Here is a 22,594-nt window from a genome sequence, read left to right as displayed (position 1 = left end):
TGCGTCGCGCCGGAGTCACACTCTGTCGGCCCGGTGCGGCAGCGTCAATGCCGCGTACCGGTGATCCACTGTGGACTCGGCAGTTGGTCGTTGATCAGGCAAGGACCGGTGGGCCGGTGGCGAGAAGTCGTCAGCGGGGTTCTCCGGCGGGCGCGGTGTCGAAGATGGTGGTCTGGTCCATCGTCGAACGACGTGAGGTGTGCGTGCGCACGAACGCTGCGGAGTCCGACTGTCCGGTGTGGGTGCCGGAGCCGGCGGAACTGTCCGATGTGGAGCTTCTGCTGGACGGGGCTTTTCCCGCCCTGGACGGGTTTCTCGGCGCGGAGGACGCCGAGTCGGTGCGGACCGCGGGACGGCTGGCCGACGGTTCGCCGTGGCCGGTGCCGATCACGCTGCGAGTGCCCGACGAGATCGCCGCGCACCCCAGGGTCGAGCTGCGCGACCAGGAGGGCGCGCCGCTGGCGGTCGTCGAGAACATCGCGCCGTGGCGCGACGAACGGTACGCGCACCTCGCTGGACCGGTCCGCGCGGTGACCGCCGAGCGGTCCCGGTTGCTGCGGATGCTGCGGCCCCCGGCGGACGTGGTGCGCGCCGGCCTCCCGCCCGGCCCGGTGCTCGGCGTGGTCCCGGACGAGCCGCTGGACCGCGCCAGGCTCGCGCAGATCCGGCACGCCGCGGGGGAGCTGGGCGCGACCGTGCTGCTCCTGCCGCGGCTGACCGGCCCCCGGCCGGAAACGCTGGTCCGCGCCACCTTCGCCGCGCAGGCCGAACTCCCCGAAGGCACCGCGGTGGTACCGGTCCCGCTGACCTCGCACGGCGACGGAAAGCAGGACGACCTGCTCGCCGCACACGTCGCCGCCGCCTACGGCGCGACCCACCTGCTGGGCGACAGGTCGATGGAGCACGTGCCGGTGACCGTCGTGGAGCCGCCGGAGGTCGCGCGCGGAGCCGGCGACCGGTGGCTCCCGGCCGCGCTGGTCCCCGCCGGGGAGCGCCGTCCCGGGCTGTCCGACGACGAGCTGCAGCAGCTGCTGGATTCCGGGACGCCGCTGCCGGAGTGGTTCGCCACCGCCCCGATCGCCGAGGAATGGGCGCGGTTGCGCCCACCGCTGCACGAACGCGGGTTCACCGTGCTGTTCACCGGCCTGTCCGGAGCGGGCAAGTCGACGCTGGCCAGCGCGCTGCGCGACGAGCTCGCGCGGCTGGACCGCAGGCAGGTCACCCTGCTCGACGGCGACGTGGTTCGCCGGTCGCTGTGCGCGGGGCTCGGTTTCTCGCCCGAGGACCGCAGCCGCAACGTGCGCCGCATCGGCTGGGTCGCGGCCGAGATCACCCGGCACGGCGGCGCCGCGATCTGCGCTCCGATCGCCCCGTACGCCGCCGACCGCGACGACGTCCGCCGCCGCGTCCGCGAGGTCGGCGAGTTCGCGCTCGTGCACGTCGCGACTCCGCTCGACGAGTGCGAACGCCGCGACCGCAAGGGCCTGTACGCGCGCGCTCGCGAGGGCTCGCTGCCCGAGTTCACCGGGGTTTCCGCGCCGTACGAGGAGCCCGAGGACGCCGACCTGGTGCTGGACACTTCCCGGATGTCAGTGTCCGAGGCGGTCGCGGAGGTCGTGGCGCTGCTGGGCGCGCGGGGCTGGGTCCGGTCGTGGACCTCGGGGTGACCGCGACCGGTCTGGTGACCGGCCTGCTGGTGGGCCTCACCGGCATGGGCGGGGGAGCGCTCACCATGCCGCTGCTCACCCTGGTCTTCGGCGTGCCGCCGCTGGCGGCGGTCTCGACCGACCTGGTCGCCAACGCCGTCACCAAACCCGCCGGGGCGCTGGTGCACCTGGGACGCCGGACTGTCGACCTGCGGCTCGTCGGGTGGCTGTGCGCGGGCTCGCTGCCGTGCGCGGCCGTCGGCTCGGTGCTGTCCGGGTACCTCGGCGAGCGTTCGCAGGACGTGCTCAAGATCGCCGCCGCGGTGGCGGTCGTGCTGGCCGCGGTCACTCTGTTCGTGCGGATGTACCTGGATCGCGTGCGAGTACCGGCCCTGTCGCCGACGCGGCCCGGGGCGCTGCCGACCGTGCTGCTCGGCGCGCTGGCAGGGCTGGTGGTGGGCACGACCTCGGTGGGATCGGGCTCGATCGTCATCGTGTGCCTGCTGCTCCTGCACCGGCGGCTGACATCGTCGGAGCTGGTGGGTACGGACCTGGTCCAGGCGGTGCCGCTGGTGCTGGTCGCCGCGGTGGCGCACCTGCTGGTGGGCGAGGTCGACTTCGCACTGGTCGGCGCGCTGCTGGCGGGATCGATCCCGGGCGTGCTGGCGGGCGCCCTGCTCTCGGCGCGCACACCGGACGCACCGATCCGGGTGCTGCTGGGAGCGATGCTGACTCTGACCGGCCTCGTGCTGCTCTCGGTGCCGGTGGCCGTCGCGCTCGTGCCGGCGGTGGCCGTCGCCGCCGCCGCGGGAGCGGGGCTGGCGGTAAGACCACGTCCACCCGTGGGCGTGGGAAACGAAGGGGAACCAAGGTGACCGACAACGACCACGCGCTCGCCGCGCGGCTCGCCGCGTCGGCGGGCCGCCACCTCGTCGAGCTGCGCGAACGAGACGACCGTGGAGATCCCAGGGCGCTCGGCGCGGCAGGCGACCAGAGCGCGCACAAGCTGCTGGTGGCGGAGCTGACCGAGCACCGCCCGGAGGACACCGTCGTGTCCGAGCACGGGACCGCGGGTCCGCCGCGCCGCGCGGGCGGGCGCACCTGGATCGTCGATCCGCTCGACGGCACCAGGGAGTTCGGCGAACCCGGGCGGCAGGACTGGGCGGTGCACGTGGCGCTGGCCGAGGGCGAGGACCTGATCGCCGGGGCGGTCGCGCTGCCCGCGCGCGATGTCGTGCTCAGCACCGCCGAAGCGCCGCTCAGCGTCGGCTCCGGGCGAAACCGCCCGCGCATCGCGGTGAGCCGCACCAGACCGCCGCGCTTCGTCGAACCGCTGGCGGAGGCCCTGGGCGCGGTGCCGGTGCCGCTGGGCTCGGCGGGCGCGAAGATCGCCGCCGTCGTGCTCGGCGACGTCGACGCCTACGTGCACGCGGGCGGCCAGTACGAGTGGGACAGCGCGGCGCCGGTCGCGGTCGCCCGCGCCGCCGGGATGCACGCGTCGCGGCTGGACGGCTCCCCGCTGCGCTACAACCAGCCGGATCCGTGGCTGCCCGATCTCGTGGTGTGCCGTCCCGGGCTCGCCGAAAGCCTGCTGGCCGAGCTGGCCGAGCTCGATCTGACCGAGGAGGGGCTGTGACGGACTCCAGGCTGGAGGTGCTGGAGGCGGAGGCGGTGCACGTGCTGCGCGAGGTCGCCGCCGAGTTCGGGCGGCCCGCGCTGCTGTTCTCCGGCGGCAAGGACTCCGCGGTGCTGCTGCGGCTGGCCGAGAAGGCGTTCCGGCCCGCGCCGATCCCGTTCCCGGTGCTGCACGTCGACACCGGACACAACTTCGACGAGGTCATCGCGTTCCGAGACCGGCGGGTCGCCGAGCTCGGGGTGCGGCTGGTGGTCGGGTCGGTGCAGGACTCCATCGACGCGGGCCGGGTCGCCGAACCCGAGGGCCGCTGGCCCAGCCGCAACCGCGCACAGACGGTGACCCTGCTCGACACCGTGGCCGAGCACGGCTTCGACGCCCTGTTCGGCGGCGCCCGCCGGGACGAGGAGCGGGCGCGGGCCAAGGAGCGCGTGCTGTCGTTCCGGGACGCCTTCGGCCAGTGGGATCCGCGCAACCAGCGCCCCGAGTTGTGGAACCTCTACAACAGCCGCATCCACCCCGGTGAGCACGTCCGCGCGTTCCCGCTGTCGAACTGGACCGAGCGCGACGTCTGGACCTACGTCGAGCGGGACGGGGTGGAACTGCCGTCGCTGTACTTCGCGCACAACCGCAAGGTGTTCGAGCGCGACGGGATGCTGCTGGCGGACAACAGGTTCGTCGAGCGGGACGCCGACGAGCCGCTGGTGGAGCGGTCGGTGCGCTTCCGCACCGTCGGCGACATGACCTGCACCGGTGCGGTGCCGTCGGAGGCGACCACGGTCGCCGAGGTGATCGCCGAGATCGCCGCGACCCGGATCACCGAGCGCGGCCAGACCCGCGCCGACGACCGCGCCGGTGCCGCCGCGATGGAGGACCGCAAGCGGGAGGGATACTTCTGATGTCCCGAGTGACGATGTCCCAGGCGACACTGCTGCGGTTCGCCACCGCGGGCGCCGTGGACGACGGCAAGAGCACCCTGATCGGGCGGCTGCTGCACGACTCGAAGTCGCTGCTGGCCGACCAGCTGGAGGCGGTTCGGCTGGCCAGCGAGGAGCGCGGGGACGAGCACCTGGACCTGGCGATGCTCACCGACGGCCTGCGGGCCGAGCGGGAGCAGGGCATCACCATCGACGTCGCGCACCGCTACTTCGAGACCGGGCGGCGGGCGTTCATCATCGCCGACACTCCGGGCCACGCCCAGTACACCCGCAACATGGTCACCGGTGCCTCGACCGCGGACCTGGCGATCGTGCTGGCCGACGCCCGCAACGGGCTGACCGAGCAGAGCCACCGGCACGCCGTGCTCGCGGGCCTGCTCCGGGTGCCGCACGTCGTGCTCGCGGTGAACAAGATGGACCTGGTCGACTACGACCGCGCGGTCTTCGACCGGATCGCCGAGGACTTCGCCGCGCGGGCGGCGGGGATCGGGCTGGCCGAGGTCACCGCGATCCCGATTTCGGCGCTGCACGGCGACAACGTGGTCGACCGCTCGGCCGCCACGCCCTGGTACGAGGGTCCAGCACTGCTCGAACACCTGGAGTCGGTGCCGGCGCGCGACGACGCCGACGGCGCGCTGCGCTTCCCGGTGCAGTACCTGATCCGGACCGACGGGTTCGAGGGTTGCGCGGGCCAGCTGGCCGCTGGATCGGTGAGCGCCGGTGAGCAGGTCCGGCACCTGCCATCCGGCCGGATCACCACGGTCGCGGCGGTCGAAACGCCCGACGGGCCCGCGGACCGGGTGGCGGCGCCGCTGTCGATCACGCTCGTGCCCGGCGACGATCTCCCGGTCCGGCGCGGAGACCTGTTCTGCGCGGTGGGGTCGGAACCGGTGCGGGCCGCGGAGATCGAGGCGACGGTGTGCTGGATGGACGCGCGCAAGGCGCTCCGGCCGAACGCGCGCCTGCTCCTCAAGCACACCACCAGAACTGTCGGCGCGACGGTGACCGAGCTGCACCACCGGCTCGACGTCATGACCCTGCGCAGCGAACCGGCGGCGGAACTGGCGCTCAACGACATCGGCGGGATCGCGCTGCGGCTCGACGAGCCGGTGTTCTGCGACCCGTACGAGCACAACCGCCTCACCGGGGGCGGGGTGCTGGTCGACGAGTCCACGAACGCGACCGTCGCCGCCGTGATGATCGACCGCGCCCGCGGCTGAACGGCCGCGAGCGGCCCCGAGGAAGAGGAGAACGCACAATGAAGGTCATCGGTGCCGGGTTCGGCCGGACCGGAACGGCGTCGCTGAAGGCGGCCCTGGAGCACATCGGCCACGGCCCCTGCTACCACATGTTCGAGGTCATCGCCCAGCCCACGCGGATACGGCCGTGGGCGAGCGCGCTCGACGGCGAGCGGGTCGACTGGGACCAGGTCTTCGCCGGGTTCGAATCCACAGTGGACTGGCCGGGTTGCGCGTTCTGGCAGCAGCTGATGGAAAGGTACCCGGACGCCAAGGTGGTGCTCACGGTGCGCGACCCGCTGCGGTGGTACGAGAGCACGTACAACACGATCTACCAGTTCGTGAAGAACGGTTCCGAGGCCGACGAGCGGTTCGGCGCCGACCCGGACATGCTGGCGCTGCGCCCGACCATCGAGCGGATGGTCTGGAACGGCACCTTCGACGGCCGGTTCGAGGACCGCGACCACGCGATCGAGGTGTTCGAGCGGCACAACGCCGAGGTGCAGCGGATCGTGCCGCCGGAGCGGCTGCTGGTCTTCGAGGTCAAGCAGGGCTGGGGACCGCTGTGCGAGTTCCTCGGCGTCGACGTGCCCGAGGAGGACTTCCCGCACGTCAACGACTCCGCGTCGATGACCGACCTCGCCGAGCAGATCCGCTCCGAGGGCAGGGTGCCCTCGCCCTTCGCCGGGCAGGGCTGACCGGGCCCTGGGGTGCCGGTCGCTTGAACGCGCCGAGCGACCGGCACCGCCTCGACCGGCCAGGACTCAGCCCACGCCCCCGCCGTTCCAGCCCGGAGACCGCCCGAGGAACGCGACCAGCTGGTCCAGCGCGCCCGCGCTGCCGTCGACGGCCACCGGCGGACCGAAGACGCGAGCGGCCTGACCGCCGGAGAAGCCGCGCATGAGCCGCAGCGCGGTCGACGGGAGCTCGTCGTCCGGCCGGTAGTCGGCGCCGATGGTCCGCGCCACGTCCCAGCCGTGCACGACCAGGTCGATGAAGTGCATCGCCAGCGCTGTCGACCCGGGCAGCACGCCGAACTCGCGGACGCGCATCCGGCTCGCGAGCACGCCGTCGTCGGCGAAGGCCCGGTCGAACTCCTCGGCCGAGCGCCGGTAGTCCTCGGCGGGGGAGTCCCCGAGCCGCCCAGCGTCCCAGTCCACCGCGTCCCAGTCCACAGCGTCCCGATCCACCGCATTCCGGTCCACATCGGACTTTCCGGTGGCCGCGGCGGCGAAGCCGAGGTTCTCGCTGACGAGGTGGCGCAGCAGCCCGTGCAGCGTCCAGTCGGCGCAGGGGGTCGGCAGGTGCAGCTGGTCCGGGCGGATCCGCGAGACGACCCGCCAAACGTCGGCGGCGGCCCGCTGGTGCAGGTGTCGGATGTCCACACCGCCGATGCTAGGAACCGGAACGGCCCGGTGGCAGAGCCAAATCCGCCGAGTTCGACTGGGCCGATTCCGGCTAGGCTCTGCCGGGTGGAGTTCCACGTCAGCCTGGTCGGCAGGACGGACCTGACCGGCCAGATCTACCGGCAGGTCGCCGCGGCCGTGCTCGACGGCCGCCTCCGACCTGGCCAGGCGCTGCCGCCCAGCCGCGAGCTCGCCGCCCGGCTGGAGGTCTCGCGCAACACCGTCAGCGCCGCCTACGACCGGCTCACCGCGGAAGGGTTCGTCTCCGCGAGAACGGGTTCGGGCACCTATGTGCGCGAGGGCGGGTTCGAACGCCCACCCGAACCCGCCGCCGGAGCGGAGCTGCGCCCGCGCGCGATCTGGTCGCGGATCAAGGTGCCGCCGACCGACGTGAGCGAGCCGCGGTTCGACTTCCGCGCGGGCATCCCCGACGTGCGGATGTTCCCGTACGCCTCCTGGCGGCGGCTCATGTCGCGCCGGCTGCGAGCCTCGGCGATCGGCCCGCCCAGCTACGGGGACCCCGCCGGGCACGCCGGGCTGCGCGCGGCTCTGGCGCGTCACGTCGGCGTGTCGCGGGCGGTGCGGGCGACCGCCGACGACGTGCTGATCACCAACGGAGCCCAGCACGCGGTCGACCTGATCGGGCGGGTGCTGGTCGAGCCGGGCATGTGCGTCGCGGTGGAGGATCCCGGATACCCGCCGCAGCGCCAGCTGCTCCGGTCGCTGGGCGCCCGCGTCGCCGGGGTGCCGGTGGACTCCGAGGGCCTGGTCGTCGACCGGATCCCGCGCGAGGCGAAGCTGGTGTGCGTCACCCCGTCGCACCAGTTCCCGCTCGGCGTGCCGATGTCGCTGCCGCGCCGGACCGCCCTGCTCGAATGGGCCGAACGCACCGGCGGCGTGATCGTCGAGGACGACTACGACAGCGAGTTCCGCTTCTCCGGCCGCCCGATCGAGCCGGTGCAGAACCTCGACCGCACGGGCCGGGTCATATACGTCGGCTCGATGTCGAAGGTCCTGCTGCCGACGCTGCGCATCGGGTTCCTGATCGCGCCGCGGAGCCTGCGCCCGGCGCTGCGGGCCGCGCGCCACGTGACCGACGCGCACACCTCGCTGCCGGTGCAGGCGGCGCTGGCCGAGTTCGTCGAGGAGGGGCTGCTGGCCCGGCACATCCGCCGCTGCCGGGCCGCCTACGCCGACCGGTACCGGCGGATCTCGGCGGGACTGCGCCGCGACTTCGGCGGGCTGCTCGACGTGCTGCCCGCCGAGGCCGGGCTGCACCTGTGCGCGCGGCTGCCGGAAGGCACCGACGACCGGGCCGCGTCCGAGCGCGCGGCGGCCGGCGGCGTGGGGATCATGCCGCTCAGCCCGTTCGGCCGGGCGGGCGCGACCCCACCCGGTCTGGTGTTCGGCTACGGCGGAATCGACGCGTCCGATGTGGACGAAGGACTCGCCCGGCTGCGCGAATGCCTCGGCGGTTGACCCCGGACGCGGTCGGGTAACAGGGGACTGTGGACCCCGACGTCAGGGACCGCGAGCGGTTCGTGGAGTACTTCCGCAAGCGCGCCGAGGGCACCGGGCAGCGCGGCGTGGCCGACGCCAGGTCGCAGCTGTGGTCGCCGCTGGCCCTGCAGTTCGCCGACATGGGCCGGGACCTGTTCGCCGCCGGAACCGTTTCCGAGGTGCTGCAGCTGATCGCCGACTTCGCGGCGGCGGTGGTGCCCGGGGCGTCGTCGGCGAGCGTGACCACCCGCGACGCGGTGGGCGGGCTGTCGACCCTCGCCCACACCGATCGGCTGTGCGCCGAGCTGGACCTGTTGCAGCACAGGCTGGGAGAAGGCCCGGCGCTGCGGGCGGCCGACGACGGAGGAACCGGGCTCGGCTACAGCGCCGACCTCACCGCGGACCAGGCGTGGCCGCGGTTCGGCCCGCAGGCCGCCGACCGCGGCGTGCGCAGCGCGCTCGCGGCCGGGGTGGTCCTGGCGGCAGAGGGCCGCAAAGCCGTGGTCACCCTCTGGTCGTCCGAGCCCCGGGGCCTGGCCGCGGCGGACCCCGACGTGGCACTCGTCCTGGCGTCCTACTCCGCCATCGCGATCGACGCGGCCGGGGCGCGCAACGACGCGCGCGTCCGCGAACCGCTGCGCAGCAGTGACGTGATGATCCGCGCCGCGGACACCCTGATCGGCAACCGCGGCCTGCCGCCGGAGGACGCCTACGACGTCCTCTGGCGCGCGGCGCGCGGTCTGGTCGAGGCGTGGCGCGGGTGACTCACTCCTCCCGCACGATCACCACCGGACACCGCGCGTGCTGCGCGCAGCGCTGGCTCACCGAACCGAGCAGCGCGCCGTAGAAGCTGCCGTGGCCGCGGCTGCCGACCACCAGCAGCTCGGCGCCTTCCGCGGCGTCGAGCAGCACCTGCGCCGAGTGGCCGTGCATGATCTCGCGGCTGATCCGCACCGGCCCCACAGTCTGGTGCTCGACCTCGTCGACCGCGTCGTCGAGGCTCTTGCGCGCGGTCTGCTCGAACTCCTCGGGCGGCATCGGCCCGCCTTCCCAGCTGTAGAAGGCCGGGAACTCCCACGCGGCAACGGCCCGCACCCCGGCCCCGGTCAGCCCCGCCTGCCGGACCGCCCAGCGCAGCGCGGCCTTCGACGAGGAGGAACCGTCGACACCGACGACGATCTCGGACTCGGCTGGATCGCTCATCACGACTCCTTCCGCTCCTGGCGCGGACTCCGGTCACACGGACTCCGGCCACCAGTGTGGGGATCCGCGGGCGCGGTTGCCATCCGCTGCGGCCGGTCCATCCACTGAGGACCTCCGAGCGGTACCCGTCCGGCCCCTTGCTCACCGTGCGTTACGCGAGTTAAACCTGTGGTATCTGTGCCGGAAAGCGCGCAAACGGACCTAGGGGGCCGCTATGGCCGGAACCGAAAGCTCAGCCACCGGGCGTTACCTGGTGTTGCTGGAGGACGACTCGACCGTTGTGGGAGCACGGGAACTGACCAGGCTGGCGGGAATCCGCACGGTCAACACAGCCGACATCGTCGGCGCCTCGGCCGCCGAACTGCTCGGCGCCGCCGACGGCGTCGTGCTCAACGAACTGGGAATCGCCCTGATCACCGCGGGAGCCGACCAGGCGACCGCGCTGAGCGAAGCCGTGAACGCGCCCGGACCGATCGCGGCGTTCGAAGCCGAACGCACGGTCTACGCCATCGGGGACCAGCCCGCGGCGCCGGTGGACGGCGAGTTCACCTGGGGTCTCCAGGCCACCCGGGCCGACCGCAGCGCGGCCACCGGCAAGGGCGTGCGGGTGGCCGTCCTCGACACCGGGCTGGACCTGCAGCACCCGGACCTGGCAGGCCGCGACATCGTCACCGGATCGTTCGTGCCGGGGGAGGAGGTGCAGGACGGCCACGGCCACGGCACCCACGTCATCGGTACTTCCTGCGGTCCGCGGACCTCGCAGAACGGCCCCGGCTACGGCATCGCATCGGAGGCCAGCATCTACGCGGGCAAGGTGCTCGGCAACGAGGGTTCGGGCAGTGACAGCGGAATCCTGGAAGGCATCTCCTGGGCGATCTCCAACGGCTGCTCGGTGGTGTCGATGTCGCTGGGCGCGGCGACCGAACCGGGTCAGCCGTTCTCGGAGGCGTTCGAGCGGGTCGCGCAGCGCGCCATGGCCAAGGGCACGCTGATCATCGCGGCGGCGGGCAACGAGAGCGCCCGCGGGCAGGGCACCGTCGCCCCGGTCGGGCACCCGGCGAACTGCCCGTCGATCATGGCCGTCGGCGCGGTGGACGCGCAGGGCGCGATCGCCGACTTCTCCTGCGGCACCGTCGACGAGATCGGTCAGGTCGACGTCGTCGGACCGGGCGTCGACGTGCACTCCAGCTGGCCGGGCGCGGGCTACAAGACGCTCAGCGGCACCAGCATGGCCACCCCGCACGTCGCCGGGATCGCCGCGCTGCTGGCCCAGCAGACGCCGGAACGGGCGTGGGGCCTGTGGGCGCGGCTGGCGCAGACCGCCCGGCGGGTCCCGCTGCCGTCGACCGACGCCGGTGCGGGCCTGGTCCAGGCACCCTGATCGGCCCGTCAACCCTGACCCACCCGCCACGTGTGCTCGCCGTCCGGGCCGGGTACTGCCGCAGTAGCGGTTCCGGCTCGGACGCGGCCACCCGGGTCGCTCCGGAACCGCGCTGGCCGAACCAGGCGCCCGCTGAACACGGGCACGTGCGGGGGCAGGAGCGATGGCAGGTACGCCCTCGTCCCGATGGCAGGATCTGACCGCCACCGCGGACGCTATCGCGAGTGCGAGCGAGGGGCTGGAGCTCGCCGCGCGCAGGCAGGCCGGTACACCGGCCGAGATCGACGCGGCGCGCGAGGCGCTGGAAGTCGTGACCGCGGCGGGCAACGGGCTCGCCCGGCAGCTCGACGCGCTGTCCAACCGCTTCTCGGAGGCGGGGGCCGCGCTGGTGCGGCCGTCCGAAGTGCACGTCGCGCTCGACCAGGCCGCGGCGGCGGCCGAGGACCTCAGCCACGCCACCAGGGTCGCCGCCCAGGCGATCGCCGATCAGCAGGAGCGCTGACGCCCGCGCGCCGACACCCGCGCCCTGGCCGCGGCCGTCGTGCCGACGGCGGAGACCGCGATCCCCAGCCGCCGCGCGTTCGACACCGCGAGCCGCTGCCGGAACACGTCGTAACCGGACTCCACGATCCGGTCCAGGATTTCGCCGTACAGCGTGAAAGCGGTGGCCACGCACGGGCGCGAGGTCTCGGCCAGCATGCCGATTCCCGGTTCGGCGTCCCGGTACACCGCGCGGGTTCGCGCCACCTGGTGGGCGAGCGCGGTGCGGACGCGGCGGTCCGGTCTGCCGGTCCGGTGGCACCAGACCAGCCGCTCGCGGTCCACGCCGAACGCCGCCAGCTCGTCGGCGGGCAGGTACACCCGGTCCCGGTCGAGGTCCTCGGCGATGTCGCGCAGGAAGTTCGTGAGCTGGAAGGCGCAGCCGAGAGCCGCCGCGTACGGCGCGGCGGTGTCGACGGGCCCGGCAGTGCCGAGCACCGGCAGCACCTGCAACCCGATCACCGCCGCCGAACCGTGGATGTACTCGTCCAGCTCGGCGCGCGTCCGGTACTCGCCGACGGACAGGTCCATCCGCATCGAAGCCATGAAGTCGGCGAACAGCGAGTGCGGGATGTCGTAGCGACGCACGGTGTCCACCAGAGCCGCGATGATCGGGTGCGCGCTGCGCCCTTCCCGCAGCGCCGTGCGCAGATCCCGGTCCAGCCGGTCCAGCTGTCCTTCGCGCGCGTCGCCACCGGAGCCGTCGACGATGTCGTCGACCCACCGCGCGAACCCGTACAGCGCGTGCACGGCGGGCCGGCGCCCGGGGCTGAGCAGCCTGGTCGCCAGGAAGTAGGTGCGCCCGTGCGCCGAGTGCAGCCTGCGGCAGCGGCGGTAGGCGGCCCGCAGCCGGGGCTGCCGGATTCCCGCCGCGTCCAGCTCGCGACGGGTCATCGGCAACGGCCTCCGGCAGCGGTGTCCATACCGGAATCTCAGCACACGCCCGGGAAGCGGTGCGCGCGGTCGACCCGGTCGTGAACCCGGTCACGACAGGCCGGCACGGGCCATCTCCTCGTCCAGACCGTCGACCAGGACGACCCCGAGGGTGTGCGCCACCGGACCGCCGACCAGCTCGCCGCGCAGCGCCCGGGCGAGCTCGCGGACCTCGGCGGGATCGGGCCGGGGCAGCCGGGCGGTCTCCCACAGCTCGCGCGCGGCCCGCTCGACGCGGTCACCACCGCCGCGCCGCTCCTGCACCGTCGGCAGGGTCAGCAGCACCACCCGGGCGACTCGCGCGAGCCCGGTGAAGTCGGCGGGCCGGGGCTGCTCCGGGATCACCACCGGCGGCTCGTCCTCCAGCACCGCCAGCGGCGCGGCGCGGGCGTTCATCCACGCGGCGATGTCCCCGTCGTGGTGACCCGCGCAGATCAGCCCGGAACCGGTGAGCCCGGCCCTGGCAGGCACCCCGCCCGCCTCCTCGCCGCTGGTCGTGATGAGCTCCTGGCCCCGCAACGCGTCGACGACCTGCGCGAACTCGTCCCTGCCGACCGGCACCACCAGCCCGGGATCGGCGAGGAACCCCGAGACCTCGGGCCGGAAGTGCGGGTCCTTGTAGAGGTAGCGGAGGAAAGCGCGAGCGATCATCTCCAACCGTGACACGGTCGCCTCCGGATGACGGTGGAAAGCGCGTGACGAGCCTTCCCCAGCGACCGGCCCGCCCTCGCGGGACGGTAGGCGGCGATGCGCCGGAGCGCAGGAGTCCTAAGGCCCTACCGCGTTCGCACCGCGGCGACCGGGGAACGCGAAACGAGAGCCCCCGGCCGACTCGGACCGAGGGCTCCGCCCGGCCGGACCGATCCGCTCCGCGTGCCAGCGCGAAGCTCCGACCAGGCACTTCCCAGCGTACTGCGGCAGTGGGGCCGCCGACCGCCTCCCACATCCTCCGGCGCGGCCGACGGCCTGCGCGCGCGGAATCCCCTCTGCTTTCCACGCGCGGCGCGGGAGCTCCAGATCACCCGCACGCGTGGGGGACGGAGTGGCCCGGGCGGTATGACGCAAGAACATGAATTCCTATTCGACGGGTTCCGCGACGCCGTTCCGCAGCCCGTCGAAGGCGATCTTGGTCACCGCGTCGGCGACCTGCCCGGCCCGCACCCCGCGTCCGGGGCGGTACCACTCGATGATCGAGTTGACCATCCCGAACAGCAGCCTGCTGGTCAGCGCCGGGTCCACGTCGGGCCGGATGCTGCCCTCGGCCTCGGCCTGCCGGACCAGGTCGCTGACGATCCGGTCGAACTCGCGGCGCCGGGCCAGCGCCTGCCGCTCGATCCTGGTGTTGCCCCGGACCCGCAGCAGCAGCGTGACGAACGGCAGGTCCTCCACCAGCACCTCGACGCTGCGCCGCACGACGTGTTCGAGCCGGTCGATCGCCTTGCCCGTGGTGGACGCCTCCTCCTCGACCACCGCGAACAGCGCGTCGAGCGCGCGGTTGACGCTCAGCCGCAGCAGCTCGTCCTTGCCCGCCACGTGGTGGTAGATCGCCGATTTCGAGATGCCCAGCCGGTGCGAGAGGTCCTCCATGCTGGTGCCCTCGTAGCCGCGCTCGATGAACACCTGGACCGAGACGTCAAGCAGCCTGCCGAGGTCGTACCCCGGCCGGCCCCGGCGGTTGCGCTGCCCAGCGTTGCCCTGCATGACGTGGAGTATCCCAATCTCCGATTACCCGTTCGCCGATCAGGGTTCGCGGGTGTCCACGATCCGGCGAAGCTTGCCTACTGAGCGTTCCAGGGTGTCGGGATCGACCACCGCGATCTCGGCGGTCACGCCGACCCCGTCCTTGATCGCCCTGGCCAGCTCGGCGGCGGCGGCCTCGCGGCGCGGCCCCGGGCAGTCCGGCCGGGCCTCGACCCGCACGGTGAGCTGGTCCATCCGCTCCCGCCTGGCCAGCACCAGCTGGAAGTGCGGGGACATCCCGCCGGTGCGCAGCACGAGCTCCTCGATCTGCGTCGGGTACAGGTTGACCCCGCGCAGGATGATCATGTCGTCGCTGCGGCCGGTGATCCTGCTCATCCGCCGCATCGGCCGCGCGGTGCCCGGCAGCAGCCGGGTCAGGTCGCGGGTCCGGTACCGGATGATCGGCAGCGCCTGCTTGGTCAGCGAGGTGAACACGAGTTCCCCCTCCTCGCCGTCGGGCAGCACCTCCCCGGTGAACGGATCGATGACCTCGGGGTAGAAGTGGTCCTCCCAGACGTGCAGGCCGTCCTTGGTCTCCACGCACTCGTTGGCCACCCCGGGGCCCATCACCTCGGACAGCCCGTAGATGTCCACCGCGTCGATGTCGAGGCGCTCCTCGATCTCCTGGCGCATCTGCTCGGTCCACGGCTCGGCGCCGAAGATGCCGGTCCGCAGCGAGGTCGTGCGCGGGTCGATGCCCTGCCGCTCGAACTCGTCGACCAGGGTGAGCATGTACGACGGGGTGACCATGATGATCTCGGGCCGGAAGTCCTGGATGATCTGCACCTGCCGGGCGGTCATGCCCCCGGAGGCCGGGATGACCGTGCAGCCCAGCCGCTCCGCGCCGTAGTGCGCGCCCAGCCCGCCGGTGAACAGCCCGTAGCCGTAGGAGACGTGGACCTTCTGCCCCGGCCTGCCCCCGGCGGCGCGGATCGACCGGGCGACCACGTCGGCCCACACGTCGATGTCGTGCTCGGTGTAGCCGACCACGGTGGGGCGGCCGGTGGTGCCGCTGGAGGCGTGCACCCGCCGGACGTCGGACATCGGGACCGCGAACATGCCGAACGGGTAGGTGTCGCGCAGGTCGTGCTTGGTGGTGAACGGCAGCCGGGCCAGGTCGCCCAGACCGCGGCAGTCCTCCGGCCGGAACCCGGCCTCGTCGAACCGGGCGCGGTACAGCGGCACGTTGTCGTAGGCGTGCCGCAGCGTCCACCGGAGCCGTTCCAGCTGCACGGCCGCCAGCTCGTCGGCCGAGTACCGCTCGGCAGGGTCGAGCTCGGAAGGAGCCGGTGCGGCGCCCAGCCGGCGAGTGGTGCGAGACCTCGTCGTCCCTGTCATGGCGTGACTCCTTCAGGCCGAACGAACAGTCGGTAATTAATACCGCTGCCCGCGGTGCTGTCAACAGCGGCGCGGCGCGGAGGTGTCTTGCTCGGTACAGCAGGGAAATCGGCCGGAAACCCGGTGTCGGTGCGGGGGTGCGCGCTGCTATCGTTCCTGAACGAACGGTCGGTAATTCGAATCGAGTTCAGCACGCGCTGAGGAGGTTGGGGCATGGCCGCCCTGCGGAGCTACGTCAACGGCGACTGGCACGTCCCCTCGGAAGAGGGCGCACCACTGCACGACGCGGTGACCGGTGAGGAGGTCGCGCGCGTGTCCTCGGCTGGGATCGACATGGCCCGGGTGCTCGATCACGGCCGGCGCCGCGGCGGGCCCGCGCTGGGGGAGCTGACCTTCCACCAGCGCGCCGCGCTGCTGAAGTCGCTGGCCTCCCACCTGCGCGAGCACCGGGAGGAGCTGTACGCGCTGTCGGCCCGCACCGGGGCGACGCTCGGCGACTCGAAGTTCGACATCGACGGCGGGATCGGCGTGCTGTTCGGCTACTCGAGCAAGGGCCGCCGGGAGATGCCCAACAGCCGGGTCTACCTGGACGGAGCGGTCGAGCCGCTGGGCAGGGGCGGCACCTTCGCCGGCCAGCACATCTGCACGCCGCTGCAGGGCGTGGCCGTGCAGATCAACGCCTTCAACTTCCCGGTGTGGGGGCCGCTGGAGAAGTTCGCCCCGGCCTTCCTCGCCGGGGTCCCGACGCTGGTCAAGCCCGCCAGCCAGACCGCCTACCTCACGCACCGCCTGGTCGAGCTGATGCTGGGGTCCGGGCTGCTGCCGGAGGGCTCGCTGCAGCTGATCTGCGGCGGCGTCGGCGACCTGCTGGACCACCTGACCGACCAGGACCTGGTCTCGTTCACCGGTTCGGCGTCCACCGGCCAGCGGCTGCGCGCGCACCCGAACGTGGCCGCGCGCTCGGTCCGGTTCAACGTCGAGGCCGACTCGCTGAACTGCTCGATCCTCGGCCCCGACGCCACGCCGGGCACCGGTGAGTTCGACCTGTTCGTCAAGCAGCTGGTCAGCGAGATGACGGTGAAGGCGGGCCAGAAGTGCACCGCGATCCGCCGGGCGCTGGTCCCGGCCGAGCGGGTCGACGACGTCGTGCAGGCCGCCTCCGCGCGGCTGGCGAAGGTCGTCGTGGGCAACCCGAAATCGTCCGGGGTGCGGATGGGCGCGCTGGCCAGCCTGGAACAGCGCGAGGAGGTCCGCCGCTCGCTCAAGGCCCTGCTGGCCGCGGGCACGCTGGTGCACGGCGATCCCGAGCGCGTCGAGGTCGTCGACGCCGACGCCGAGCGCGGCGCCTTCCTCTCCCCGATCCTGGTCCGCTGCGACGACCCGGACCGCGCCGAGCCGCACGAGGTCGAGGCGTTCGGCCCGGTCAGCACGATCCTGCCGTACGAGTCGACCGAGCACGCCGTCGATCTCGCCCGCCGCGGCGGGGGCAGCCTGGCCGGATCGGTCGTCAGCGCCGACACCGGCTTCACCCGCGACGTCGTCCTGGGCACCGCGTCCCGGCACGGCCGCCTGCTGGTGCTCAACGGCCGGGACGCCGAGGAGTCCACCGGCCACGGCTCGCCGCTGCCCAACCTGGTCCACGGCGGACCGGGCCGCGCGGGCGGCGGTGAGGAGATGGGCGGTGTGCGCGGCGTGCTGCACCACATGCAGCGCACCGCGGTCCAGGCCGACCCGGAGACGCTGACGGCGATCACCGGCCAGTGGGTGCCCGGCTCGCCGCGCACCGAGACCGAGGTGCACCCGTTCCGCAAGCACCTGGAGGACCTGCGGATCGGCGACACCGTGGTCGGCGGGCCGCGCGCGGTCACGATGGCCGACGTCGAGCACTTCGCCGAGTTCACCGGCGACACCTTCTACGCCCACACCGACCGGGAGGCCGCGGCGGCCAACCCCTTCTTCGAGGGGATCGTGGCGCACGGCTACCTGGTCGTCTCGCTGGCCGCGGGCCTGTTCGTCGACCCGGAGCCGGGACCGGTGCTGGCCAACTACGGGCTGGAGAACCTGCGGTTCCTCACCCCGACCTACCCCGGTGACGAGATCACCGTGACGTTGACGGCCAAGCAGATCACCCCGCGCACCAACGCCGAGCACGGCGAGGTCCGCTGGGACGCCGACGTGACCAACCAGGACGGCGAGTCGGTGGCCAAGTACGACGTGCTCACCCTCGTGGCCAAACGTCCGGAAGAGCGGGGATGACGATGACGCTGGCAGCTGAACGCGCAGGCGACGCCGAGGAGGCGTTGCAGCGGCACTTCGACGACCGGATCGCCCGCGACCAGCGGATCGAGCCGCGGGACTGGATGCCGGAGGGCTACCGCAGGACGCTGGTCCGCCAGATCGCCCAGCACGCGCACTCCGAGATCATCGGCATGCAGCCGGAGGGCAACTGGCTGACCCGCGCGCCCAGCCTGCGGCGCAAGGCGATCCTGCTGGCCAAGGTGCAGGACGAGGCCGGGCACGGCCTGTACCTGTACTCGGCGGCCGAGACGCTCGGCGCCGACCGGGCGGACCTGACCGGCAAGCTGATCAGCAGCAGGCAGAAGTACTCGTCGATCTTCAACTACCCGACGCTGACCTTCGCCGACATCGGCGTGATCGGCTGGCTGGTCGACGGGGCGGCGATCTGCAACCAGGTGCCGCTGTGCCGCAGCTCGTTCGGCCCGTACGCCCGCGCGATGGTGCGGATCTGCAAGGAGGAGTCGTTCCACCAGCGGCAGGGCTACGAGCTGCTGATGACGATGATGCGCGGCACCGAGGCCCAGCGGCGTATGGTGCAGGACGCCACCGACCGCTGGTGGTGGCCGTCGCTGATGATGTTCGGCCCGCCCGACGGCGACTCGCCGAACACCCAGCAGTCCATGGCCTGGCGGATCAAGCGGCACACCAACGACGAGCTGCGGCAGAAGTTCGTCGACATGACGGTGCCGCAGGCCGAGGCGCTGGGCGTGACGCTGCCGGACCCGGCGCTGTCGTGGAACGCCGAGCGCGGGCACTACGACTTCGGCGAACCCGACTGGAGCGAGCTCAAGCGCGTGATCGGCGGCAGCGGGCCGTGCAACGCCCAGCGGCTCGAACACCGCCGCCGGGCGCACGAGGAGGGGCAGTGGGTCCGCGACGCGGCGGTGGCCCACGCGGCCAAGCACGCCGCACGTCAGGAGGCGGGGCGATGAGCGAGGAAACCGCGCCGAAGTCGTCGTGGCCGTTGTTCGAGGTGTTCGTGCGCGGCAAGCGCGGCCTCAACCACGTGCACGTGGGGTCGCTGCACGCCGCGGACGAGGAGATGGCGCTGCACAACGCCCGCAACCTCTACACCCGGCGCAACGAGGGCGTGAGCATCTGGGTGGTGCGGGCGGACGCGATCACCGCGTCCAGCCCGGACGAGAAGGACCCGTTCTTCGCGCCCAGCGGCGACAAGGTGTACCGGCACCCGACGTTCTACTCGATCCCAGACAACGTTCCGCACATGTGAGGTCGGCCTGATGTCGTTTGACAATGCCTACGAGGCGTTGACCGAGGCCGAGCCGGACGGCGAGGCCAGGTGGGCGTTCGGAACCGGATTCGACGATCCGCTGTCCGGTGTGGACACCGCGCTGCCCGGCGGCGTCGACGGCGCGGCGCTGGCCGCGTACTGCACCGCGCTCGGTGACGACGCGCTGATCACCTCCCATCGGCTGACCGAGTGGGTCACCCACGCGCCGGAGCTGGAGGAGGAGCTGGCGCTGGCCAACATCGCGCTCGACCTGCTCGGCCAGGCCCGCCTGCTGCTGTCCAGGGCGGGGCAGGCCGACGGCACCGGGCGCACCGAGGACGAACTGGCCTACTTCCGGGACGACCGGGAGTTCCGCAACGTCCGGCTGGCGGAGGTGCCGCACGGCGACTTCGCCGAGACCGTCGCCCGGCTGCTGGTCCTGTCGACCTGGCGGCTCGCGCTGTTCGGCGGGCTGACCGGCTCGCGCGATCCGGTGCTGGCGGCGATCGCGGCCAAGGGCGTCAAGGAGCTGACCTACCACCGCGAGTACGCGGCCCGGTGGGTGGTGCGCCTCGGTGACGGCACCGAGACCTCGCACGAGCGGATGCGCCGGGGGCTCGACGACGTCTGGCCGTACGTGGCCGAGCTGTTCGCCACCCACGACGTCGACCGGCGCGTGGTCGAGGCCGGTGTCGGGGTCGATCCGGCCGAGACCAGGGCGGAGTTCGACGAGGTGCTGGAGCAGGTGCTCGGCGCCGCGACGCTGTCCCGGCCGGAAGTCCCGGCGCTGGCGGGAGTCGCGGGCAGGGCCGGACGCGACGGGATCCACACCGAGCACCTGGGCTACCTGCTCTCGGAGATGCAGTCCCTGGCCCGAGCACACCCGGAGGCGACATGGTGACGACGGCGAAGCCGGACGTGGCCCGCGCGCGGGAGGTCGCCCGCACCGTGCCGGACCCCGAGCTGCCGGTGCTGACGCTGGCCGATCTCGGGGTGCTCCGCGATGTCGAGCTGTCCGATGACGGCGGGGTGGTCGTCTCGATCACCCCGACCTACTCGGGCTGCCCGGCGATGGCCGAGATGCGCGCGGACCTGCGGCGCAGGCTGCACGCGGCCGGGTTCGCCGAGGTCGAGGTCCGCACCGTGCTGCACCCGGCCTGGAGCACCGACTGGATCAGCGAGGAGGGCAGGCGCAAGCTGGCCGACTACGGCATCGCCCCGCCGGGCAGCGCCCCGAAGGCGGCGTCCGGTCCGGTGCCGCTGGCGCTGTCGCCACCGCCGGCGTGGGTGGCGTGCCCGCGCTGCGGGTCGGCCGACACCGAGGAGGTGTCGCGGTTCAGCGCGACCGCCTGCAAGGCCCTGCGCCGCTGCCGCGCGTGTTCCGAACCTTTCGAGCACATCAAGGAGATCTGACGTGGCCCGCTCTGCCCCCGTCGTGACCGGTCCGCCCGCCGGGGTGACCGAGTCCCAGGACAACGGCCGCCCGGCGCGCCGCCGCACCACGTTCCGCGCGCTGCGGGTGAGCCGGGTCGAGCGGCTGTGCGACGACGCGGTCGCGGTCAGTTTCGCCGTCCCGCCCGAGCACGCCGCGGAGTTCGACTTCCGGCCCGGGCAGTCGCTGACCCTGCGGCGCGAGATCGACGGCCGGGAGCACCGGCGCAACTACTCGATCTGCGCCGCCCGCGGGGCGGAACTGCGGATCGGTGTCCGGCTCGTGCCGGGCGGGCTGTTCTCCGGCTGGCTGGTGAACGAGATCGCGGTCGGCGACACCGTCGAGGTGCTGGCGCCGACCGGCAGCTTCACCCCGGACCTGACCGCGCACGAGCGGCACGTGCTGGTCGCGGCCGGTTCGGGCATCACGCCGATCCTGTCGATCGCGAGCTCGGTGCTGGCCGAGACCGACGCCACGGTCACCCTGCTGTACGGGAACCGGCGCAGCGACACGGTGATGTTCGCCGACGAGCTGGCCGACCTCAAGGACCGCTACCCGGCCCGGCTGGAACTGGTGCACGTGCTGTCCCGCGAGCCGCGCGAGTCGGAGCTGTTCACCGGCAGGCTCGACGCGGCCAAGCTCCGCGCCCTGCTGTCCACAGTGGTCGACGCGGCCGACGTGGACCACTGGTGGCTGTGCGGACCGTACGGGATGGTCACCGACGCCCAGGAGGTCCTGCACGACCACGACGTCGAATCCCGCCGCGTGCACCAGGAACTGTTCTTCGTCGAAGACGCCCCGCCGGAGCCGGTGCGGCACGAGGAACCCGAACTGGAAGGACCGGCCAGCGACGTCACGGTCATCCTCGACGGCCGCGCCACCCAGCTGGCGCTGCCAAGGGACACCCCGGTGCTGGACGCGGCCCAGAAGGTCCGCCCCGACCTGCCGTTCGCGTGCAAGGGCGGCGTGTGCGGAACCTGCCGGGCGAAGGTCACCTGCGGCGAAGTGCGGATGCGCCGCAACTTCGCCCTGGAGGAGTCCGAGGTCGACGACGGGTTCGTGCTGACCTGCCAGTCGCTCCCGGTCTCGGACACGATCACCGTCGACTACGACGCGTAGCGAGAGCGGGCGGGGTTTTCGCCGAGCGCTCCGCGAAAACCCCGCGCCGGATCAGGACGCCGGACGGCGGCGACGGCCGGAGGTCTGCTCGCTGACCGCGGCGACCAGGTCGGCCCGGTTCATCTTCGACCGCCCCCGGATCCCGAGCTCCTTCGCCTTCTTCTCCAGCTCCGCCTTGCTCATCCCGGAAACGTCCTCCTCGCGCTCCCGCTGCTTCGGCACCTTCCCGCGCCGCGCGCCGCGCGCCTGGTCGACGCTGCGCCGCAGCGCCTCGGTGAGGTCGATGACGTCGCTGGGGCGCTCGGGCTCCTCCTCGACCTCCGGGGTGCGGCCCTCGCTCTTGTCCGCGATGAGCTTCTCCACCCGCGCGGTGTAGGTGTCCTCGTACTCCTCCGGTTCCCACGGCCCGCTCATCGACTCGATGATCATGGTCGCCATCTGGATCTCCTTGTCGGTGGGCTCGGCGGCCGAGGACGCCTGGCCGACCAGCTCGCCGGGATCGCGGATCTCGTCGGCGAAGAACATCGTGTTCAGCGCCAGCACCGAGTCCTCGGCGCGGACCGCGGTCAGGTACTCCCGGCCGCGCATGACGAAGGTGGCGATGCCGACCTGGTGGGTCTGGTCCATCGCCTGCCGGAGCAGGTTGTACGGGCGGAAATGCTCCTTGCTGTTGGGCGCCAGCCAGTAGGTCTTCTGGAAGTAGACCGGGTCGATCTCGCCGATGTCGACGAACGTGCTGATGTCGATCGTGCGCGACAGGACCGGCGCGATCTCGTCCAGCTCGGACGGTTCGACGGTGACCAGCGTCCCGTCCACCTCGCGGCCCTTGACGATGTCGTCGTAGCCGAGCTCCTTGCCGGTGCGCTCGTTGACCCGCTTCATCCGGACCCGGTCGGTGGTCCCGCGCTGGTACTGGTGGAACTGGATCGAGTGGTCCTCGGTGGCGGCGTAGAGCCCGACCGGGATGGTCACCAGTCCGAAGTTGATCGATCCGGTCCAGATCTTTCGCGGCATGGCG

General features: G+C 72.7%; 23 protein-coding genes. 16 read left to right on the top strand and 7 right to left on the bottom strand.

Annotated features, from left to right (window positions below):
* Positions 1 to 116: 116 nt before the first annotated feature.
* From cysC to ABD691_RS15715, 6 genes are read left to right on the top strand one after another with little or no spacing between them, the layout of a single operon-like run.
* Positions 117 to 1,667 carry an adenylyl-sulfate kinase gene (cysC, locus tag ABD691_RS15740; RefSeq protein ID WP_344680428.1) on the top strand — a complete coding sequence of 517 codons (1,551 nt, stop codon included), beginning with the start codon at positions 117 to 119 and terminating at the stop codon, positions 1,665 to 1,667.
* On the top strand, positions 1,664 to 2,521 hold the full coding sequence (locus ABD691_RS15735; RefSeq protein ID WP_344680427.1) for a sulfite exporter TauE/SafE family protein: 858 nt from the start codon (positions 1,664 to 1,666) through the stop codon (positions 2,519 to 2,521). The genes cysC and ABD691_RS15735 overlap by 4 nt, the downstream gene beginning before the upstream one ends.
* Positions 2,518 to 3,282, top strand: a complete 765-nt coding sequence (locus tag ABD691_RS15730; protein ID WP_344680426.1) for a 3'(2'),5'-bisphosphate nucleotidase CysQ — start codon at positions 2,518 to 2,520, stop codon at positions 3,280 to 3,282. The genes ABD691_RS15735 and ABD691_RS15730 overlap by 4 nt, the downstream gene beginning before the upstream one ends.
* Complete coding sequence (gene cysD / locus ABD691_RS15725; RefSeq protein WP_344680425.1) at positions 3,279 to 4,178, top strand: sulfate adenylyltransferase subunit CysD; 900 nt, start codon at positions 3,279 to 3,281, stop codon at positions 4,176 to 4,178. Before ABD691_RS15730 ends, cysD begins: the two co-directional genes overlap by 4 nt.
* Entirely contained in the window at positions 4,178 to 5,437 is a 1,260-nt protein-coding gene (locus ABD691_RS15720; RefSeq protein WP_344680424.1) for a sulfate adenylyltransferase subunit 1, read from the top strand. The genes cysD and ABD691_RS15720 overlap by 1 nt, the downstream gene beginning before the upstream one ends.
* Positions 5,438 to 5,475: 38 nt before the next feature.
* Positions 5,476 to 6,153, top strand: coding sequence for a sulfotransferase family protein (locus tag ABD691_RS15715; RefSeq protein ID WP_344680423.1), 678 nt, complete (start codon positions 5,476 to 5,478; stop codon positions 6,151 to 6,153).
* A gap of 66 nt (positions 6,154 to 6,219) precedes the next feature.
* Here ABD691_RS15715 and ABD691_RS15710 read toward each other — a convergent pair whose 3' ends face one another.
* Entirely contained in the window at positions 6,220 to 6,840 is a 621-nt protein-coding gene (locus ABD691_RS15710) for a TIGR03086 family metal-binding protein (RefSeq protein WP_344680422.1), read from the bottom strand.
* Between the two features lie 87 nt (positions 6,841 to 6,927).
* Between ABD691_RS15710 and pdxR the strand changes: the two genes are divergently transcribed.
* Complete coding sequence (gene pdxR / locus ABD691_RS15705; RefSeq protein ID WP_344680421.1) at positions 6,928 to 8,340, top strand: MocR-like pyridoxine biosynthesis transcription factor PdxR; 1,413 nt, start codon at positions 6,928 to 6,930, stop codon at positions 8,338 to 8,340.
* A 29-nt stretch (positions 8,341 to 8,369) separates the two neighbouring features.
* A complete protein-coding gene (locus tag ABD691_RS15700) occupies positions 8,370 to 9,125 on the top strand; it encodes a GAF domain-containing protein (protein ID WP_344680420.1) in 756 nt (251 codons plus the stop codon).
* Between the two features lies 1 nt (position 9,126).
* Here ABD691_RS15700 and ABD691_RS15695 read toward each other — a convergent pair whose 3' ends face one another.
* Entirely contained in the window at positions 9,127 to 9,564 is a 438-nt protein-coding gene (locus ABD691_RS15695) for a universal stress protein (protein WP_344680419.1), read from the bottom strand.
* A gap of 214 nt (positions 9,565 to 9,778) precedes the next feature.
* On the opposite strand from ABD691_RS15695, the gene ABD691_RS15690 reads away from it, so the two are divergent.
* Together ABD691_RS15690 and ABD691_RS15685 are read left to right on the top strand one after the other, a co-directional pair.
* Complete coding sequence (locus ABD691_RS15690) at positions 9,779 to 10,945, top strand: S8 family serine peptidase (RefSeq protein WP_344680418.1); 1,167 nt, start codon at positions 9,779 to 9,781, stop codon at positions 10,943 to 10,945.
* Between the two features lie 163 nt (positions 10,946 to 11,108).
* Positions 11,109 to 11,447, top strand: coding sequence for a hypothetical protein (locus tag ABD691_RS15685; RefSeq protein WP_344680417.1), 339 nt, complete (start codon positions 11,109 to 11,111; stop codon positions 11,445 to 11,447).
* Here ABD691_RS15685 and ABD691_RS15680 read toward each other — a convergent pair.
* The 4 genes from ABD691_RS15680 to paaK form a co-directional block, all read right to left on the bottom strand.
* Positions 11,432 to 12,379, bottom strand: coding sequence for a phytoene/squalene synthase family protein (locus ABD691_RS15680; RefSeq protein ID WP_344680416.1), 948 nt, complete (start codon positions 12,377 to 12,379; stop codon positions 11,432 to 11,434). The two genes, ABD691_RS15685 and ABD691_RS15680, sit on opposite strands and share 16 nt — an antisense overlap.
* A gap of 90 nt (positions 12,380 to 12,469) precedes the next feature.
* A complete protein-coding gene (locus ABD691_RS15675; protein WP_344680415.1) occupies positions 12,470 to 13,084 on the bottom strand; it encodes a hypothetical protein in 615 nt (204 codons plus the stop codon).
* 411 nt (positions 13,085 to 13,495) lie between these two features.
* Positions 13,496 to 14,119, bottom strand: a complete 624-nt coding sequence (locus tag ABD691_RS15670; protein ID WP_344680414.1) for a TetR/AcrR family transcriptional regulator — start codon at positions 14,117 to 14,119, stop codon at positions 13,496 to 13,498.
* A gap of 39 nt (positions 14,120 to 14,158) precedes the next feature.
* Positions 14,159 to 15,496, bottom strand: a complete 1,338-nt coding sequence (gene paaK / locus ABD691_RS15665; RefSeq protein ID WP_344680413.1) for a phenylacetate--CoA ligase PaaK — start codon at positions 15,494 to 15,496, stop codon at positions 14,159 to 14,161.
* Between the two features lie 213 nt (positions 15,497 to 15,709).
* Between paaK and paaZ the strand changes: the two genes are divergently transcribed.
* From paaZ to paaE, 6 genes are read left to right on the top strand one after another with little or no spacing between them, the layout of a single operon-like run.
* Entirely contained in the window at positions 15,710 to 17,752 is a 2,043-nt protein-coding gene (paaZ, locus tag ABD691_RS15660; RefSeq protein ID WP_344680412.1) for a phenylacetic acid degradation bifunctional protein PaaZ, read from the top strand.
* Entirely contained in the window at positions 17,749 to 18,726 is a 978-nt protein-coding gene (gene paaA / locus ABD691_RS15655) for a 1,2-phenylacetyl-CoA epoxidase subunit PaaA (protein WP_425565088.1), read from the top strand. The genes paaZ and paaA overlap by 4 nt, the downstream gene beginning before the upstream one ends.
* Positions 18,723 to 19,025: a 1,2-phenylacetyl-CoA epoxidase subunit PaaB gene (paaB, locus tag ABD691_RS15650; RefSeq protein ID WP_344680410.1), complete on the top strand. Its 303-nt coding sequence runs from the start codon at positions 18,723 to 18,725 to the stop codon at positions 19,023 to 19,025. Before paaA ends, paaB begins: the two co-directional genes overlap by 4 nt.
* Positions 19,026 to 19,035: 10 nt before the next feature.
* A complete protein-coding gene (gene paaC / locus ABD691_RS15645; RefSeq protein ID WP_344680409.1) occupies positions 19,036 to 19,926 on the top strand; it encodes a 1,2-phenylacetyl-CoA epoxidase subunit PaaC in 891 nt (296 codons plus the stop codon).
* The gene (paaD, locus tag ABD691_RS15640; protein ID WP_344680408.1) at positions 19,920 to 20,438 is read left to right on the top strand and encodes a 1,2-phenylacetyl-CoA epoxidase subunit PaaD; all 519 of its coding nucleotides are present in this window, start codon (positions 19,920 to 19,922) and stop codon (positions 20,436 to 20,438) included. The genes paaC and paaD overlap by 7 nt, the downstream gene beginning before the upstream one ends.
* Positions 20,439 to 20,481: 43 nt before the next feature.
* The gene (paaE, locus tag ABD691_RS15635; RefSeq protein ID WP_344681296.1) at positions 20,482 to 21,576 is read left to right on the top strand and encodes a 1,2-phenylacetyl-CoA epoxidase subunit PaaE; all 1,095 of its coding nucleotides are present in this window, start codon (positions 20,482 to 20,484) and stop codon (positions 21,574 to 21,576) included.
* Between the two features lie 51 nt (positions 21,577 to 21,627).
* On the opposite strand, the gene ku is transcribed toward paaE, so the two are convergent.
* Positions 21,628 to 22,590 (bottom strand): non-homologous end joining protein Ku, encoded by a 963-nt coding sequence (ku, locus tag ABD691_RS15630; RefSeq protein WP_344680407.1) that lies wholly within the window; start codon positions 22,588 to 22,590, stop codon positions 21,628 to 21,630.
* Between the last annotated feature and the right edge of the window lie 4 nt (positions 22,591 to 22,594).

This window comes from Saccharopolyspora taberi, assembly GCF_039534165.1.
In the GTDB taxonomy this organism is placed as follows: domain Bacteria; phylum Actinomycetota; class Actinomycetes; order Mycobacteriales; family Pseudonocardiaceae; genus Saccharopolyspora_D; species Saccharopolyspora_D taberi.
Note: the sequence above shows the minus strand (reverse complement) of the source record. Positions and strands in the feature narration are given on the sequence as shown.